This window comes from Burkholderia sp. BC1 (genome assembly GCF_052683555.1).
The window spans coordinates 13,290-26,749 of the sequence record NZ_JBQYLP010000075.1; the positions used below are offsets into that span (position 1 = coordinate 13,290).

General features: G+C 60.5%; 27 protein-coding genes. All 27 read right to left on the bottom strand.

Annotation, left to right across the window (positions count from 1 at the left end; all coding sequences use genetic code 11):
- Window positions 1–123: 123 nt before the first annotated feature.
- A complete protein-coding gene (rpsD, locus tag ACSHSS_RS25620; RefSeq protein ID WP_006400640.1) occupies window positions 124–747 on the bottom strand; it encodes a 30S ribosomal protein S4 in 624 nt (207 codons plus the stop codon).
- 155 nt (window positions 748–902) lie between these two features.
- Complete coding sequence (gene rpsK / locus ACSHSS_RS25625; protein WP_004197937.1) at window positions 903–1,304, bottom strand: 30S ribosomal protein S11; 402 nt, start codon at window positions 1,302–1,304, stop codon at window positions 903–905.
- 28 nt (window positions 1,305–1,332) lie between these two features.
- Window positions 1,333–1,698, bottom strand: a complete 366-nt coding sequence (rpsM, locus tag ACSHSS_RS25630) for a 30S ribosomal protein S13 (RefSeq protein WP_006400641.1) — start codon at window positions 1,696–1,698, stop codon at window positions 1,333–1,335.
- Window positions 1,699–1,736: 38 nt separating this feature from the next.
- Window positions 1,737–1,853 carry a 50S ribosomal protein L36 gene (rpmJ, locus tag ACSHSS_RS25635; RefSeq protein WP_004199844.1) on the bottom strand — a complete coding sequence of 39 codons (117 nt, stop codon included), beginning with the start codon at window positions 1,851–1,853 and terminating at the stop codon, window positions 1,737–1,739.
- Window positions 1,854–1,874: 21 nt separating this feature from the next.
- Window positions 1,875–2,093 carry a translation initiation factor IF-1 gene (infA, locus tag ACSHSS_RS25640; RefSeq protein WP_004521905.1) on the bottom strand — a complete coding sequence of 73 codons (219 nt, stop codon included), beginning with the start codon at window positions 2,091–2,093 and terminating at the stop codon, window positions 1,875–1,877.
- A gap of 7 nt (window positions 2,094–2,100) precedes the next feature.
- The gene (secY, locus tag ACSHSS_RS25645) at window positions 2,101–3,450 is read right to left on the bottom strand and encodes a preprotein translocase subunit SecY (protein ID WP_006400642.1); all 1,350 of its coding nucleotides are present in this window, start codon (window positions 3,448–3,450) and stop codon (window positions 2,101–2,103) included.
- A 42-nt stretch (window positions 3,451–3,492) separates the two neighbouring features.
- Window positions 3,493–3,927, bottom strand: coding sequence for a 50S ribosomal protein L15 (gene rplO / locus ACSHSS_RS25650; RefSeq protein WP_006400643.1), 435 nt, complete (start codon window positions 3,925–3,927; stop codon window positions 3,493–3,495).
- A 26-nt stretch (window positions 3,928–3,953) separates the two neighbouring features.
- Window positions 3,954–4,136: a 50S ribosomal protein L30 gene (gene rpmD, locus ACSHSS_RS25655; RefSeq protein WP_006400644.1), complete on the bottom strand. Its 183-nt coding sequence runs from the start codon at window positions 4,134–4,136 to the stop codon at window positions 3,954–3,956.
- Between the two features lie 15 nt (window positions 4,137–4,151).
- Window positions 4,152–4,670, bottom strand: a complete 519-nt coding sequence (gene rpsE, locus ACSHSS_RS25660) for a 30S ribosomal protein S5 (RefSeq protein ID WP_004197945.1) — start codon at window positions 4,668–4,670, stop codon at window positions 4,152–4,154.
- Window positions 4,671–4,684: 14 nt separating this feature from the next.
- Window positions 4,685–5,050 carry a 50S ribosomal protein L18 gene (rplR, locus tag ACSHSS_RS25665; RefSeq protein WP_006400645.1) on the bottom strand — a complete coding sequence of 122 codons (366 nt, stop codon included), beginning with the start codon at window positions 5,048–5,050 and terminating at the stop codon, window positions 4,685–4,687.
- A 12-nt stretch (window positions 5,051–5,062) separates the two neighbouring features.
- Window positions 5,063–5,593 carry a 50S ribosomal protein L6 gene (rplF, locus tag ACSHSS_RS25670; RefSeq protein ID WP_006400646.1) on the bottom strand — a complete coding sequence of 177 codons (531 nt, stop codon included), beginning with the start codon at window positions 5,591–5,593 and terminating at the stop codon, window positions 5,063–5,065.
- Window positions 5,594–5,611: 18 nt separating this feature from the next.
- Entirely contained in the window at window positions 5,612–6,007 is a 396-nt protein-coding gene (rpsH, locus tag ACSHSS_RS25675) for a 30S ribosomal protein S8 (protein WP_006400647.1), read from the bottom strand.
- A gap of 14 nt (window positions 6,008–6,021) precedes the next feature.
- The gene (gene rpsN / locus ACSHSS_RS25680; protein WP_006400648.1) at window positions 6,022–6,327 is read right to left on the bottom strand and encodes a 30S ribosomal protein S14; all 306 of its coding nucleotides are present in this window, start codon (window positions 6,325–6,327) and stop codon (window positions 6,022–6,024) included.
- Window positions 6,328–6,334: 7 nt separating this feature from the next.
- On the bottom strand, window positions 6,335–6,874 hold the full coding sequence (gene rplE / locus ACSHSS_RS25685) for a 50S ribosomal protein L5 (protein ID WP_006400649.1): 540 nt from the start codon (window positions 6,872–6,874) through the stop codon (window positions 6,335–6,337).
- 16 nt (window positions 6,875–6,890) lie between these two features.
- A complete protein-coding gene (gene rplX / locus ACSHSS_RS25690) occupies window positions 6,891–7,199 on the bottom strand; it encodes a 50S ribosomal protein L24 (RefSeq protein WP_006400650.1) in 309 nt (102 codons plus the stop codon).
- A gap of 9 nt (window positions 7,200–7,208) precedes the next feature.
- Window positions 7,209–7,577 (bottom strand): 50S ribosomal protein L14, encoded by a 369-nt coding sequence (rplN, locus tag ACSHSS_RS25695; RefSeq protein WP_004197951.1) that lies wholly within the window; start codon window positions 7,575–7,577, stop codon window positions 7,209–7,211.
- A gap of 312 nt (window positions 7,578–7,889) precedes the next feature.
- Window positions 7,890–8,162 (bottom strand): 30S ribosomal protein S17, encoded by a 273-nt coding sequence (gene rpsQ, locus ACSHSS_RS25700; RefSeq protein WP_006400651.1) that lies wholly within the window; start codon window positions 8,160–8,162, stop codon window positions 7,890–7,892.
- Window positions 8,159–8,353, bottom strand: coding sequence for a 50S ribosomal protein L29 (rpmC, locus tag ACSHSS_RS25705; RefSeq protein WP_006400652.1), 195 nt, complete (start codon window positions 8,351–8,353; stop codon window positions 8,159–8,161). The genes rpsQ and rpmC overlap by 4 nt, the downstream gene beginning before the upstream one ends.
- 9 nt (window positions 8,354–8,362) lie before the next feature.
- On the bottom strand, window positions 8,363–8,779 hold the full coding sequence (gene rplP, locus ACSHSS_RS25710; RefSeq protein ID WP_006400653.1) for a 50S ribosomal protein L16: 417 nt from the start codon (window positions 8,777–8,779) through the stop codon (window positions 8,363–8,365).
- A gap of 2 nt (window positions 8,780–8,781) precedes the next feature.
- Entirely contained in the window at window positions 8,782–9,582 is an 801-nt protein-coding gene (rpsC, locus tag ACSHSS_RS25715) for a 30S ribosomal protein S3 (protein ID WP_006400654.1), read from the bottom strand.
- Window positions 9,583–9,593: 11 nt separating this feature from the next.
- Window positions 9,594–9,923 (bottom strand): 50S ribosomal protein L22, encoded by a 330-nt coding sequence (gene rplV / locus ACSHSS_RS25720; protein ID WP_004199272.1) that lies wholly within the window; start codon window positions 9,921–9,923, stop codon window positions 9,594–9,596.
- A gap of 12 nt (window positions 9,924–9,935) precedes the next feature.
- On the bottom strand, window positions 9,936–10,211 hold the full coding sequence (rpsS, locus tag ACSHSS_RS25725; protein WP_004199273.1) for a 30S ribosomal protein S19: 276 nt from the start codon (window positions 10,209–10,211) through the stop codon (window positions 9,936–9,938).
- A 10-nt stretch (window positions 10,212–10,221) separates the two neighbouring features.
- Entirely contained in the window at window positions 10,222–11,049 is an 828-nt protein-coding gene (gene rplB, locus ACSHSS_RS25730; protein WP_006400657.1) for a 50S ribosomal protein L2, read from the bottom strand.
- Between the two features lie 2 nt (window positions 11,050–11,051).
- Window positions 11,052–11,366, bottom strand: a complete 315-nt coding sequence (rplW, locus tag ACSHSS_RS25735) for a 50S ribosomal protein L23 (RefSeq protein WP_004199275.1) — start codon at window positions 11,364–11,366, stop codon at window positions 11,052–11,054.
- The gene (rplD, locus tag ACSHSS_RS25740; RefSeq protein ID WP_445545711.1) at window positions 11,363–11,983 is read right to left on the bottom strand and encodes a 50S ribosomal protein L4; all 621 of its coding nucleotides are present in this window, start codon (window positions 11,981–11,983) and stop codon (window positions 11,363–11,365) included. The genes rplW and rplD overlap by 4 nt, the downstream gene beginning before the upstream one ends.
- Window positions 11,983–12,633, bottom strand: a complete 651-nt coding sequence (gene rplC / locus ACSHSS_RS25745; RefSeq protein WP_012212557.1) for a 50S ribosomal protein L3 — start codon at window positions 12,631–12,633, stop codon at window positions 11,983–11,985. Before rplC ends, rplD begins: the two co-directional genes overlap by 1 nt.
- 177 nt (window positions 12,634–12,810) lie before the next feature.
- A complete protein-coding gene (gene rpsJ, locus ACSHSS_RS25750; protein WP_004199280.1) occupies window positions 12,811–13,122 on the bottom strand; it encodes a 30S ribosomal protein S10 in 312 nt (103 codons plus the stop codon).
- Between the last annotated feature and the right edge of the window lie 338 nt (window positions 13,123–13,460).

Sequence of the window (13,460 nt, forward strand, 5' to 3'; positions counted from 1 at the left end):
GGTTTTCCTTTTCAATACCCTCGGCTCGTTACACCGATAAGGCTGACCGGTAACACCCTGAAAATAAACAGCCGAGGTCACCCCTTGCTGCACGCAATCGGGGTACCTCGGCCGTCAATCGGATTAACGCGAATACAATTCGACGATCAGGCTTTCGTTGATGTCGCCGCCGATGTCGGCGCGTTCCGGCACTTGCTTGAACGTACCTTCGAACTTCTTCGCATCGACTGCAACCCAGCTCGGCATGCCGCCTTGCTCGGCCAGCGACAGCGCTTCGATGATACGTGCCTGCTTCTTCGCCTTTTCGCGGATCGCGATGACGTCGCCTGCCTTCACTTGCTGCGACGGCACGTTCGCGACGATGCCGTTCACCGTGATCGACTTGTGGCTGACGAGCTGACGCGCTTCAGCGCGGGTCGAGCCGAAGCCCATGCGATACACGACGTTGTCGAGGCGCGATTCGAGCAGTTGCAGCAGGTTTTCACCCGTGTTGCCCTTGCGGCGGTCGGCTTCGGCGAAGTAGCGGCGGAACTGACGTTCCAGCACGCCGTAGATACGCTTGACCTTTTGCTTTTCACGCAGCTGCGTGCCGTAGTCGGACGTACGTGCGCCCGAGGTACGGCCGTGCTGACCCGGCTTGCTGTCGAGCTTGCACTTGTCGGCGAGCGAGCGACGCGCGCTCTTCAGGAACAGGTCGGTGCCTTCACGGCGGGACAGCTTGGCTTTAGGGCCGATATAACGTGCCACTTTGCATTCCTTTTATCAATCGGTCACGCGGATCGGAATCCGCGCTAGTCCGCTCCCTTTGGGGCGAACGGTGGGCTTAGTCAATCAAAAAAGCAACGCCCGTCGACGCGACGCGGCGACAGGCAATGCGCCAGCACGAACGTGCCAGCACATCCTTAGATACGACGACGCTTCGGCGGACGGCAACCGTTGTGCGGAATCGGGGTGACGTCCGAAATCGCGGTGATCTTGATGCCGAGGCCGTGCAGTGCGCGCACTGCCGACTCGCGACCCGGGCCCGGACCCTTGATCCGCACTTCCAGATTCTTCACGCCGTATTCCATCGCGACGCGGCCAGCCGACTCGGCTGCGACCTGAGCAGCGAACGGCGTCGATTTGCGCGAGCCCTTGAAGCCCTGACCGCCCGACGTCGCCCATGCCAGTGCGTTGCCTTGGCGATCGGTGATCGTGATGATCGTGTTGTTGAACGACGCGTGAACGTGAACCACGCCTTCAGCGACGTTCTTCTTAACCTTCTTGCGAACGCGTTGCGCCGCGGTGTTCGAAGCCTTAGCCATTACGTTTTCCTGTAACTGTCAGTTCCGCTTACTTCTTCAGCGCTTGCGCTGCACGACGCGGACCCTTGCGGGTACGTGCGTTCGTACGCGTACGCTGACCGCGCATCGGCAGGCCCTTGCGATGACGAACGCCACGGTAGCAACCGAGATCCATCAGGCGCTTGATGTTCATCGTCACTTCACGGCGCAGATCGCCTTCGACGACAAACTTGCCCACTTCTTCACGCAGCTTTTCCAAGTCTGCGTCGGTCAGATCCTTGACCTTCTTCGAAAAATCGACGCCAGCTGCCACGCAGATGCTGCGCGAACGGGTGCGGCCGATACCGAAGATTGCCGTCAGGCCGATCTCGGTATGCTGGTGATTCGGGATGTTAACCCCTGCGATACGAGCCATTGTTTTTCCTCAAACAAAAAGCGCAAACAAACGCGCGGTCAGCCTTGGCGCTGCTTGTGGCGCGGATCCGAGCTGCAGATCACGCGAACGACGCCTTTGCGCTTGATGATCTTGCAATTGCGGCAAATGCGCTTAACCGATGCCATCACTTTCATGATAATACCCTTTTTTTCAAATCACTTCGCCCGGAACACGATCCGCGCACGAGACAGATCGTAAGGCGTCAATTCAACCGTCACCTTGTCGCCCGGCAGGATGCGGATGTAGTGCATCCGCATCTTTCCGGAGATATGCCCCAACACGACATGGCCGTTTTCCAGCTTCACGCGGAAGGTCGCATTCGGGAGGTTTTCGATCACCTCACCCTGCATCTGGATTACATCGTCTTTGGCCATAGTCCTTTTAACGCATTGGGATGTTGCCGCCCTTGAAGTTGGCCTTCTTGAGCAGCGACTCATACTGTTGCGACATAACGTACGACTGCACCTGCGCCATGAAGTCCATCGTGACGACGACAATGATCAGCAGCGACGTTCCACCAAAATAAAACGGCACGTTCCAGCGCAGCACCAGAAATTCCGGCAGCAGACACACGAAGACGATGTAGATCGCACCGGCCAGCGTCAGACGCGTGAGGATGCGGTCGATATATCGCGCGGTCTGGTCGCCCGGACGGATGCCCGGCACGAACGCGCCGCTCTTCTTCAGGTTGTCCGCGGTTTCCCTGCTGTTGAACACCAGTGCGGTGTAGAAGAAGCAGAAAAACACGATCGCCAGCGTGTACAGCAGCACATAGACCGGCTGGCCCGGCTTCAGCGCCTCCGCCACGTTATGCAACGTGTTGGAGATCCAGCTCCCCGACGGTTGACCCGTGCTGAACCAGCCGAGAATCGTGGCCGGGAACAGGATGATCGACGACGCGAAGATCGGCGGAATCACGCCCGACATGTTCAGCTTCAGCGGCAGGTGCGACGACTGCCCGCCGTAGATCTTGTTGCCGACCTGACGCTTCGCGTAGTTCACGAGGATCTTGCGCTGACCGCGTTCGATGAACACGACCAGGTAAGTCACCGCGGCAATCAGAACGACGATGATGATCGCCGAAATGATGCTCATCGAACCCGTGCGCACCAGCTCGAACAGACCGCCCACGGCATTCGGGAACCCTGCTGCAATCCCGCCGAAGATGATGATCGAGATACCGTTGCCCAGACCGCGCTCGGTGATCTGCTCGCCGAGCCACATCAGGAACATCGTACCGGTGACCAGCGTCACGACCGTCGTCAGCCGGAACAGCATGCCGGGATCGATCACGAGGCCCGGCTGGTTTTCCAGCGCAGCCGCGATACCGAACGCCTGGAAGGTCGCGAGCACCACGGTGAAATACCGCGTGTACTGCGTGATCTTCCGTTGCCCTGCCTGCCCTTCCTTCTTCAGCGCCTCGAGCTGCGGCGACACGATCGCCAACAGCTGCATGATGATCGACGCCGAGATGTACGGCATGATACCCAGCGCGAAGATCGTGAAACGCGACAGCGCGCCGCCCGAGAACATGTTGAACATGCCCAGGATGCCGCCCGCCTGACTCTGGAACAGCTTCGCCAGTTGATCCGGATCGATGCCCGGCACGGGGATGTGCGCGCCGATGCGATAGACGATCAGCGCCAGGAGCAGGAACATCGCTCGCCGGCGCAGATCGCCGAATTTCGCCGTGCTTCGACCGGGTTTTGCAAGACTCGGGCTGTTAGCCAAGTACCTTCTCCGATGAATGCAAGTGACGACGCGCTACGCGTGTCACTCGGCGAACGAACCGCCAGCCGCTTCGATCGCAGCGCGCGCACTCTTCGTGGCGCCGAGACCCTTCACGACGATCTTGCGCTTCAGTTCGCCCGTGGCGATGATCTTCGCGCTCTTCGTCAGCTCGCCGACCAGGCCGGCTTGCTTCAGTGCGAGCAGATCGATTTCATCGACCGGCAGCTTCTCGAGGTCGCCCAGGCGCACTTCACCGACGAATTCCTTCGTCAGCGACGTGAAGCCGCGCTTCGGCAGACGACGTTGCAGCGGCATCTGACCGCCTTCGAAGCCGACCTTGTGGAAGCCGCCCGAACGCGATTTCTGACCCTTGTGACCACGGCCAGCCGTCTTGCCGAGGCCCGAACCGATGCCGCGGCCGACGCGACGCTTGGCGTGCTTGGCGCCAGCGGCCGGCTTCAGGTTATTCAATTCCATATCAACTCCTTGATCCGTAGGGCCGCTTACGCGATGACCTTAACGAGGTACGAGACCTTGTTGATCATGCCGCGGACCGCCGGCGTGTCCTGAAGCTCGCTGACCGAGTTGAGTCGGCGCAGGCCCAGGCCACGCACGGTCGCGCGGTGCGATTCGCGGGTCCCGATCAGGCTCTTGACGAGCTGAACCTTGACAGTTTTTTCAGACATGGTGACCACCCGGGCTTAGCCCAAAATTTCTTCGACGGACTTGCCGCGCTTCGCCGCGATGTCTGCCGGGGTCGACTGCTTGCGCAGGCCGTCCAGCGTCGCACGCACGAGGTTGTACGGGTTCGTCGAACCGTGGCTCTTGGCCACGACGTTCTGAACGCCCATCACGTCGAACACGGCGCGCATCGGGCCGCCGGCGATCACGCCGGTACCGTCCTTCGCCGGAGCGAGGAGAACCGTCGATGCGCCGTGCTTGCCGTGCACTTCGTGCTGCAGCGTGCCGTTCTTCAGCGGCACCTTGAACATGTTGCGGCGAGCCTGCTCCATCGCCTTCTGGACAGCGACCGGCACTTCCTTCGCCTTGCCCTTGCCCATACCGACGCGGCCATCACCGTCGCCGACCACGGTCAGTGCGGCGAAGCCGAGAATACGGCCACCCTTCACGACCTTGGTCACGCGGTTGACCGAAATCATCTTTTCGCGAAGGCCGTCGTCGCGCTCGTCAGCCTGAACTTTCGCTTGCATCTTTGCCATGACGAATTCCTTCCTTAGAACTTGAGCCCAGCTTCACGAGCTGCCTCAGCCAGCGCCTTCACGCGGCCGTGGTAGCGGAAGCCCGAGCGGTCGAAGGCGACGGATTCGATGCCGGCGGCCTTGGCCTTCTCGGCAATACGCTTGCCGATCAGCGTCGCGGCGGCGACGTTGCCACCCTTGCCCGACTTGTCTGCGAGCTCGGCGCGCACTTCAGCTTCCAGCGTCGACGCGCTAGCGAGCACCTTGGTGCCGCACGGCGAGAACACCTGAGCGTAGATGTGCGTGTTCGTGCGATGCACGGCGAGACGCGCGACCTGCAGCTCAGCGATCTTGATACGCGTCTGGCGAGCGCGGCGCAGGCGAGATTGAGTCTTATCCATGATTGCGCACCCTTACTTCTTCTTCGTTTCTTTGAGGATCACAACCTCGTCGGCATAGCGCACGCCCTTGCCCTTGTAGGGCTCAGGCGGACGGTAGCCGCGGACTTCCGCAGCCACTTGGCCGACTTTCTGCTTGTCGATCCCCTTGATCACGATTTCGGTTTGCGTCGGGGTTTCAGCCTTGACGCCTTCCGGCATCTGGTGCACCACCGGGTGCGAGAAACCCAGCGACAGGTTCAGCTTGTCGCCTTGCGCTTGCGCACGGTAGCCGACGCCAACCAGCGTCAGCTTGCGCTCGAAACCCTTGGTCACGCCGTGCACGGCATTCGCGATGATCGCGCGCATCGTGCCCGACAGTGCATTTGCTTCGCGGCTTTCGTCGGCCGGCGCCAGGTTCAGCGTGCCGTCGTTGTTCGCCACCTTCACGAGCGGGTTCACCGCTTGCGTGATCGTGCCCAGCGGGCCCTTGACGGTGATGACGCCGTCGGCCAGCTTGACTTCCGCGCCTTGCAGCGCGATCGGGCTCTTACCTACTCGAGACATGTTTCTCTCTCCTCGGCTTTAAGCGACGTAGCAGATGACTTCGCCGCCGACGCCCGTTGCGCGCGCCTTGCGGTCGGTCATCACGCCCTTCGGCGTCGACACGATAGCCACACCGAGGCCATTCATGACCTGCGGAATCTCGTTACGGCCGCGGTACACGCGCAGACCCGGCTTCGACACGCGCTCGAGGCGCTCGATCACCGGACGGCCCGCGTAGTACTTCAGCGCGATGTTCAGCTCAGCCTTCGCGCCTTCGGTCTTCACCGCGAAATCGTCGATATAACCTTCGTCCTTCAGGACTTGTGCGATTGCAACCTTGACCTTCGACGAGGGCATCGCGACCGATACCTTCTCGACCATCTGCGCGTTGCGGATGCGAGTCAGCATATCGGCGATAGGATCACTCATGCTCATTTACGTTTCTCCTATTACCAGCTCGCCTTGGTCAGGCCAGGAATCTCGCCACGGAATGCGATTTCACGAATCTTGTTGCGCGCGAGGCCGAATTTGCGGAACGTGCCACGCGGACGGCCCGTGATCGCGCAGCGGTTGCGCTGGCGGGTCGGGTTTGCGTTGCGGGGCAGTTGCTGCAGCTCAAGGCGTGCTTCGTAGCGCTCTTCTTCCGACTTGCTTTGGTCTTCGATGATCGCCTTCAGCGCTTCGCGCTTTGCTGCGAACTTCGCGACCAGGCGGGCGCGCTTCTTTTCACGTTCGATCAGTGCCAGTTTAGCCACGGTAACCTCAGTTTCTGAACGGGAACTTGAAGCTGGCGAGCAGCGCCTTTGCTTCGTCGTCGGTCTTCGCGGTCGTCGTGATGCTGATGTTCAGCCCACGCAGCGCGTCGATCTTGTCGTAATCGATTTCGGGGAAAATGATCTGCTCTTTCACACCGATGTTGTAGTTGCCACGGCCATCGAATGCACGACCCGACACGCCGCGGAAGTCACGCACGCGCGGCAGCGCAACCGTCACCAGACGGTCGAGGAATTCGTACATCGCGCGGCCACGCAGCGTCACCATCGCGCCGATCGGGTAACCCTGGCGGATCTTGAAACCTGCGATTGCCTTGCGAGCCTTCGTGACGACCGGCTTCTGGCCGGCGATCTTCGTGAGGTCGCCAACGGCGTTCTCGATGATCTTCTTGTCCGCGACGGCTTCGCCAAGACCCATGTTCAGCGTGATCTTGGTGATGCGCGGCACTTCCATGACCGACTTGTAACCGAACTTCTCGATCAGGCCGGGCACAACCTTTTCTTTGTAAAACTCTTGCAAACGAGCCATTTTTTACTCCGCTGCGTCAGGCGCTCAGTACGGCACCGGTCGTCTTCAGGAAGCGAACCTTCTTGCCTTCCTCGACCTTGATGCCGACACGCGACGCCTTGCCGTTCGCGTCGACAACCGCGACGTTCGAAATGTGGAGGGGCATCGTCTTCGCTTCCACACCACCCGTCGTACCCTTCATCGGGTTCGGCTTCACGTGCTTCTTGACGAGGTTGATACCTTCAACCGTCACGCGGTCGGCGGCGACTGCCAGCACGACACCGCGCTTGCCCTTGTCCTTGCCTGCGATGACGATGACTTCGTCACCCTTGCGAATCTTGTTCATCGCGACTCCTTACAGCACTTCCGGCGCCAGCGAGACGATCTTCATGAATCGTTCGCTACGCAGCTCACGCGTCACCGGCCCGAAAATGCGGGTGCCGATCGGCTCGAGCTTGTTATTCAAAAGCACAGCGGCGTTGCCGTCGAACTTGATCAGCGAGCCGTCTTGACGGCGCACGCCCTTGGCGGTGCGGACCACCACGGCGTTGTAGATTTCGCCTTTCTTCACACGCCCGCGCGGCGTTGCCTCTTTGACGCTCACCTTGATGATGTCGCCAATGCTGGCATAACGACGCTTCGAGCCGCCGAGCACCTTGATGCACATGACTTCACGCGCACCCGTGTTGTCGGCTACTTCAAGCCGAGATTCGGTCTGGATCATGGTTTGTCTTTCCCAACTTAATCCGGATGCACCACCATGATGCATACGGTCAGTCTTGGTCCCGTCAGCCGATCGGCTGCTTGGGTTGGAACAGCAGCGACGGCAAACGAAACCCGCCATCGCAATTCGGTGAATCTTTCGGAGCAGGCTGGCGCCTGTCCGCTTCCCCCACCAACTTCGCCCGCGACGGGGCTCCCATAAAGAGGGAAGACCGGGATTATAACAAATAATCCCGGTCACGCAAGCAAAAACTTTGCGATTTCAAGCACTTCGTGGAGAAGTGCCCGTTACTGCTCTACTGCTCTGACCCGCTTAGATAACGCGGGCTGCCTCGACGAGACGCGCCACCGCCCAGGCCTTCGTCTTCGAAACAGGACGGGTTTCCTGGATTTCGACGAGATCGCCTTCGTTGTAGGTGTTCGCTTCATCGTGCGCGTGGTACTTCTTCGAACGCACGACATACTTGCCGTAGATCGGGTGCTTGACGCGGTGCTCGACCAGCACGGTGACGGTCTTGTCCATCTTGTTGCTGACGACCCGACCGATCAGCGTCCGCTTCAGCGAGGTTTTCACGCTATCGTTCATTTCTGGTTCGCCTTCTGAGTCATGACGGTCCGCACACGTGCGATGTCGCGACGAACCTTCTTCAGCTGGCTCGTGTTCGTGAGCTGCTGGGTCGCGAGTTGCATGCGCAGGCCGAATTGCGCCTTCAGCAGGTCCGCCAGCTCTTTGTTGAGCGCGGCCTGGTCTTTCTGGAGAAGTTCGGAAGCCTTCATGTTTTCTCCTTAGGCGCCGAGCTGGCGAACGATAAACGTGGTCTGGATCGGCAGCTTCGCTGCAGCCAGACGGAACGCCTCACGCGCCAGTTCTTCGGATACGCCGTCCATTTCGTACAGCATCTTGCCCGGCTGAATCTCGGCGACGTAGTACTCCGGGTTACCCTTACCGTTACCCATACGTACTTCGGCCGGCTTCTGCGAAATCGGCTTGTCCGGGAAAATGCGAATCCAGATGCGGCCGCCACGCTTGATGTGACGCGTCATGGCACGACGCGCCGCTTCGATTTGACGCGCGGTCAAACGGCCGCGACCGATCGCCTTCAGGCCGAATTCACCGAACGACACCGCGTTGCCGCGCGTCGCCTTGCCGGTGTTACGACCCTTCTGCTCTTTGCGATACTTCCTGCGTTTCGGTTGCAGCATCGTTATTCTCCAGTCTTGCCGTCTTCCGGCTTGCCGGCGCCACGGCGCGGTGCGCCACGACGAGCACCCGGAGCGCCGCCTTCGCCGTCACGGCGCGGACGACGGTCGCCCGGACGCGCATTGCGACGCGGACGCTTGTCTTCGGCTACTTCTTCCACCACCGGCGCGTCGTTGCGGCCAAGGGTATCGCCCTTGTACACCCACACCTTGACGCCGATGATCCCGTAGGTCGTCTTCGCTTCCGAAGTCGCGTAGTCGATATCGGCACGCAGCGTATGCAGCGGCACGCGACCTTCGCGATACCACTCCGTACGCGCGATTTCGATACCGTTCAGACGGCCTGCGCTCATGATCTTGATGCCCTGGGCACCCAGACGCATCGCGTTCTGCATCGCACGCTTCATCGCGCGACGGAACATGATCCGGCGCTCGAGCTGCTGCGTGATGGAGTCGGCGATCAGCTGCGCATCGGTTTCCGGCTTGCGGATCTCTTCGATGTTGACGTGAACCGGAACGCCCATGCGGCGTTGCAGTTCCGTCTTCAGCAGTTCGATATCCTCACCCTTCTTGCCGATGACGACGCCCGGACGCGAGCTGAAAATCGTGATGCGCGCGTTCTTTGCCGGACGCTCGATGACGACGCGACCGACCGAAGCGTTCTTCAGCTTCTTCTTCAGATACTCACGAACACCGATGTCTTCCTGCAGCATCGCCGCGAAATTGTTGTTGTTCGCGTACCAACGCGAAGCCCAATTGCGGCTGACAGCCAGGCGGAAGCCAGTCGGATGAATTTTCTGTCCCATCGTATGGCTCCTTAATTCCCGACCGTCACAGTGATGTGACAGGATTGCTTCTCGATGCGGTTACCGCGGCCCTTGGCGCGCGCGGTGAAACGCTTGAGCGATGCAGCCTTGTCGACGTAGATGCTCTTGATCTTCAGCTCGTCGATATCGGCGCCTTCGTTGTGCTCCGCATTCGCGATCGCCGACAGCACGACCTTCTTCACGATGCCAGCCGCTTTCTTCGGCGAGAACGTCAGAACGTTCAGCGCCTTGTCGACCGGCAAACCGCGGATCTGGTCAGCCACAAGGCGCGTCTTTTGCGCCGAGATGCGGGCACCGCGATGAATTGCTTTCACTTCCATCTTGATAGCCCCTTATTTCTTGGCCTTCTTGTCGGCCGCGTGACCCTTGAACGTACGGGTCAGTGCGAACTCGCCAAGCTTGTGGCCGACCATGTTTTCCGAGATGTACACCGGAACGTGTTGACGGCCGTTGTGAACGGCGATCGTCAGGCCGATGAAATCCGGGAGGATCGTCGAGCGACGCGACCAGGTCTTGATCGGCTTCTTGTCGCGCGAAGCTGCAGCCGCCTCAACTTTCTTCAGCAAATGGGCGTCGCAGAACGGACCTTTTTTAACAGAACGTGCCATTGCCTACTCCTTAACGCTTGTGACGGCGCTGGACGATCATCGTCGTCGTGCGCTTGTTGCGACGCGTACGGAAGCCCTTCGTCGGCGTGCCCCACGGGCTCACCGGGTCGCGGCCCGCAGCGGTACGGCCTTCACCACCACCGTGCGGGTGGTCGATCGGGTTCATTGCCACGCCACGCACCGTCGGGCGGATACCGCGCCAGCGGTTCGCACCGGCCTTGCCGATTTGGCGCAGGCTGTGCTCTTCGTTGCCGACTTCACCGATCGTCGCACGGCACTCGATGTGCACGCGGCGGATTTCGCCCGAACGCAGACGGACCTGCGCGTACACGCCTTCGCGTGCGAGCAGCATGGCCGACGTACCGGCCGAACGCGCCATTTGCGCGCCCTTGCCCGGCAGCATCTCGATGCAGTGGATCGTCGTACCGACCGGAATGTTGCGGATCGGCAGCGTGTTGCCTGCACGGATCGGCGCTTCCGAACCCGACATGAGCTGCTGGCCAACCGTCACGCCCTTCGGCGCGATGATGTAGCGGCGCTCGCCGTCGGCGTACAGCACCAGCGCGATGTTCGCGCTGCGGTTCGGGTCGTACTCGAGACGCTCGACCTTCGCCGGAATACCGTCCTTCGTGCGACGGAAATCGATCACGCGGTAGTGGTGCTTGTGACCACCGCCCTGGTGACGCGTCGTGATGCGACCGTTGTTGTTGCGGCCAGCCTTGGAGCTCTGCGTGTCGAGCAGTGCCGCGTGCGGCTTGCCCTTGTGCAGGTCCTTGTTGACCACCTTGACCATCGCGCGGCGGCCCGGCGAGGTCGGTTTAACTTTCACGATTGCCATGATTACTTGGCCTCCGCTTCGAAGTTGATTTCCTGGCCGGGCTTCAGGCACACGTATGCCTTCTTCACGTCCTTGCGGCGGCCCATCGAACGGCCGAAGCGCTTTTGCTTGCCCTTCTGAACCAGCACGTTGACGGAATCAACTTCAACCTTGAACAGCAGCTCGACAGCCGCCTTCACTTCCTGCTTCGTGGCATCCGGTGCGACTTCGAACACGACTTGCTCGTTCTTGTCGGCAACCAGCGTCGCCTTTTCGGAAATCACCGGTGCGAGCAGGACCTGCATCAAACGATGATCGTTCTTGCGAATCTCGCTCATGACAGCAACTCCTCGATCTGGGCGACCGCAGCCTTCGTGACCAGCACTTTCTTGAAGTAGATCAGCGACAGCGGGTCAGCGTAGCGCGGCTCGACAACTGCCACGTGCGGCAGGTTGCGCGAAGCCAGGTACAGGTTTTCGTCGACCGTGCCGGTGATGATCAACACGGAATCGAGACCCATGGCCTTGAACTTGTCGGCCAGCAGCTTGGTCTTCGGCGCTTCGAGAACGATGTCCTCGACGACCGACAGACGGCCTTCGCGGGCCAGCTGCGAGAAGATCGAGCAGAGACCTGCGCGATGCATCTTCTTGTTGACCTTGTGCGAGAAGTTTTCTTCCGGCGAGTTCGGGAAGATACGACCACCGCCACGCCACAGCGGGCTCGACGACATACCGGCACGAGCGCGGCCCGTACCCTTCTGACGCCACGGCTTCTTGGTCGTGTGCTTGACCTGCTCGCGGTCCTTCTGCGCGCGGTTACCCTGGCGAGCGTTCGCCTGGTAAGCGACGACGATCTGGTGGATCAGCGCTTCGTTGTAGTCACGACCGAACACGACGTCCGATGCGTTGACCACTGCACCTTCCTGACCATTTTCGTTCAGGAGCTTGAGTTCCATTATTTCGCCCCCTTGGTCTTCACGGCCGGCGTCACGAAAACCTTGCCGCCCTTCGCACCCGGAATCGCGCCCTTGACGAGCAGCAGCTTGCGCTCTGCGTCGATACGAGCGATTTCGAGGTTTTGCACCGTCACCGTCACGTCACCCATGTGACCCGTCATGCGCTTACCCGGGAACACGCGACCCGGATCCTGCGCCATACCGATCGAGCCCGGCACGTTGTGCGAGCGCGAGTTACCGTGGGAAGCACGGCCCGAACCGAAGTTGTAACGCTTGATGGTACCGGCGTAGCCCTTACCGATCGACACGCCTTGCACGTCGACCTTCTGGCCCACTTCGAACAGATCCGGGCCAACGATGGCGCCATTCGACAGCTCGGCTGCCTTGGCCGCATCGATGCGGAATTCCTTGAGGATTTCACCGGCTTCAACGCCGGCTTTGGCGAGATGACCTGCCAGCGGCTTCGTCACGCGCGATGCGCGGCGGGAGCCGAATGCAACCTGAACGGCCGTGTAGCCGTCGGTTTCAACAGTCTTGATCTGCGTCACGCGGTTGTCCGACACGTCCACCACGGTGACGGGAATCGAATCCCCTTCAGCCGTGAAGATACGGGTCATGCCAACCTTGCGACCTACGAGTCCAAGGCTCATCGTTTTCTCCATTCCCGACTGCGATTGGTCGGGGCTGATTTACAAAATGCCGGGTACGCAAGACCCGACTTTTTTACGCGAATGCGCGAAAAGCCTAGCATTGTAGCAAGGCTTCCCGTTTTCTGCAAGCAATCAAAGACTTAGCACCCTCCGGAACCCCGGAAGGCGCCGAAAGCCTTACTGCAGCTTGATTTCCACGTCGACGCCAGCCGGCAGGTCGAGCTTCATCAGCGCGTCGACCGTCTTGTCGGTCGGGTCGACGATGTCCATCAGACGCTGGTGGGTACGGATCTCGAGCTGGTCGCGCGACGTCTTGTTGACGTGCGGCGAACGCAGGATGTCAAAACGCTGGATGCGCGTCGGCAGCGGCACCGGGCCACGGACGATTGCACCAGTCCGCTTCGCGGTATCGACGATCTCGGCAGCCGATTGATCGATCAGGCGATAGTCGAAAGCCTTCAGGCGAATGCGGATTTTCTGTTGCTGCATGACGATTCCTTGAAAAGAGCGAGGCGATATTGCATCGCCGGACACTAAAAGAACGCAAGACAGCGCACCTGCGGGGTGCGAGGCACGATGTCCCGGGACGGTACTTCCACTGCTAAGCCCGCGATTCTACACGATTTTGTCGAGCCGTGGTGCGCGTTTGTCGATACCGCGCCGCCACTCGGCCAAAAACGAAACCGGGCGCCAGCGGAACTGGACGCCCGGTTTCGGACGGTACGACTGCTTACCGTGGAATCGCGGCCCCCGTGGGGAGCCGCGGATCGCCGAATTTACTCGATGATCTTTGCGACGACGCCAGCGCCGACGGTACGGCCGCCTTC

What these genes read in the sequence shown, in the direction of transcription:
- rpsK (WP_004197937.1), bottom strand. Translation starts at nt 1,304, where the DNA reads ATGGCTAAGGCTTCGAACACCGCGGCGCAACGCGTTCGCAAGAAGGTT.
- rpsM (WP_006400641.1), bottom strand. Translation starts at nt 1,698, where the DNA reads ATGGCTCGTATCGCAGGGGTTAACATCCCGAATCACCAGCATACCGAG.
- rpmJ (WP_004199844.1), bottom strand. Translation starts at nt 1,853, where the DNA reads ATGAAAGTGATGGCATCGGTTAAGCGCATTTGCCGCAATTGCAAGATC.
- infA (WP_004521905.1), bottom strand. Translation starts at nt 2,093, where the DNA reads ATGGCCAAAGACGATGTAATCCAGATGCAGGGTGAGGTGATCGAAAAC.
- rplO (WP_006400643.1), bottom strand. Translation starts at nt 3,927, where the DNA reads ATGGAATTGAATAACCTGAAGCCGGCCGCTGGCGCCAAGCACGCCAAG.
- rpmD (WP_006400644.1), bottom strand. Translation starts at nt 4,136, where the DNA reads ATGTCTGAAAAAACTGTCAAGGTTCAGCTCGTCAAGAGCCTGATCGGG.
- rpsE (WP_004197945.1), bottom strand. Translation starts at nt 4,670, where the DNA reads ATGGCAAAGATGCAAGCGAAAGTTCAGGCTGACGAGCGCGACGACGGC.
- rplR (WP_006400645.1), bottom strand. Translation starts at nt 5,050, where the DNA reads ATGGATAAGACTCAATCTCGCCTGCGCCGCGCTCGCCAGACGCGTATC.
- rplF (WP_006400646.1), bottom strand. Translation starts at nt 5,593, where the DNA reads ATGTCTCGAGTAGGTAAGAGCCCGATCGCGCTGCAAGGCGCGGAAGTC.
- rpsH (WP_006400647.1), bottom strand. Translation starts at nt 6,007, where the DNA reads ATGAGCATGAGTGATCCTATCGCCGATATGCTGACTCGCATCCGCAAC.
- rplE (WP_006400649.1), bottom strand. Translation starts at nt 6,874, where the DNA reads ATGGCTCGTTTGCAAGAGTTTTACAAAGAAAAGGTTGTGCCCGGCCTG.
- rplX (WP_006400650.1), bottom strand. Translation starts at nt 7,199, where the DNA reads ATGAACAAGATTCGCAAGGGTGACGAAGTCATCGTCATCGCAGGCAAG.
- rplN (WP_004197951.1), bottom strand. Translation starts at nt 7,577, where the DNA reads ATGATCCAGACCGAATCTCGGCTTGAAGTAGCCGACAACACGGGTGCG.
- rpsQ (WP_006400651.1), bottom strand. Translation starts at nt 8,162, where the DNA reads ATGAACGATAGCGTGAAAACCTCGCTGAAGCGGACGCTGATCGGTCGG.
- rpmC (WP_006400652.1), bottom strand. Translation starts at nt 8,353, where the DNA reads ATGAAGGCTTCCGAACTTCTCCAGAAAGACCAGGCCGCGCTCAACAAA.
- rplP (WP_006400653.1), bottom strand. Translation starts at nt 8,779, where the DNA reads ATGCTGCAACCGAAACGCAGGAAGTATCGCAAAGAGCAGAAGGGTCGT.
- rpsC (WP_006400654.1), bottom strand. Translation starts at nt 9,582, where the DNA reads ATGGGACAGAAAATTCATCCGACTGGCTTCCGCCTGGCTGTCAGCCGC.
- rplV (WP_004199272.1), bottom strand. Translation starts at nt 9,923, where the DNA reads ATGGAAGTGAAAGCAATTCATCGCGGTGCCCGCATCTCGGCGCAAAAG.
- rpsS (WP_004199273.1), bottom strand. Translation starts at nt 10,211, where the DNA reads ATGGCACGTTCTGTTAAAAAAGGTCCGTTCTGCGACGCCCATTTGCTG.
- rplB (WP_006400657.1), bottom strand. Translation starts at nt 11,049, where the DNA reads ATGGCAATCGTGAAAGTTAAACCGACCTCGCCGGGCCGCCGCGCGATG.
- rplW (WP_004199275.1), bottom strand. Translation starts at nt 11,366, where the DNA reads ATGAGCGAGATTCGCAAGAACGATCATCGTTTGATGCAGGTCCTGCTC.
- rplD (WP_445545711.1), bottom strand. Translation starts at nt 11,983, where the DNA reads ATGGAACTCAAGCTCCTGAACGAAAATGGTCAGGAAGGTGCAGTGGTC.
- rplC (WP_012212557.1), bottom strand. Translation starts at nt 12,633, where the DNA reads ATGAGCCTTGGACTCGTAGGTCGCAAGGTTGGCATGACCCGTATCTTC.
- rpsJ (WP_004199280.1), bottom strand. Translation starts at nt 13,122, where the DNA reads ATGCAGCAACAGAAAATCCGCATTCGCCTGAAGGCTTTCGACTATCGC.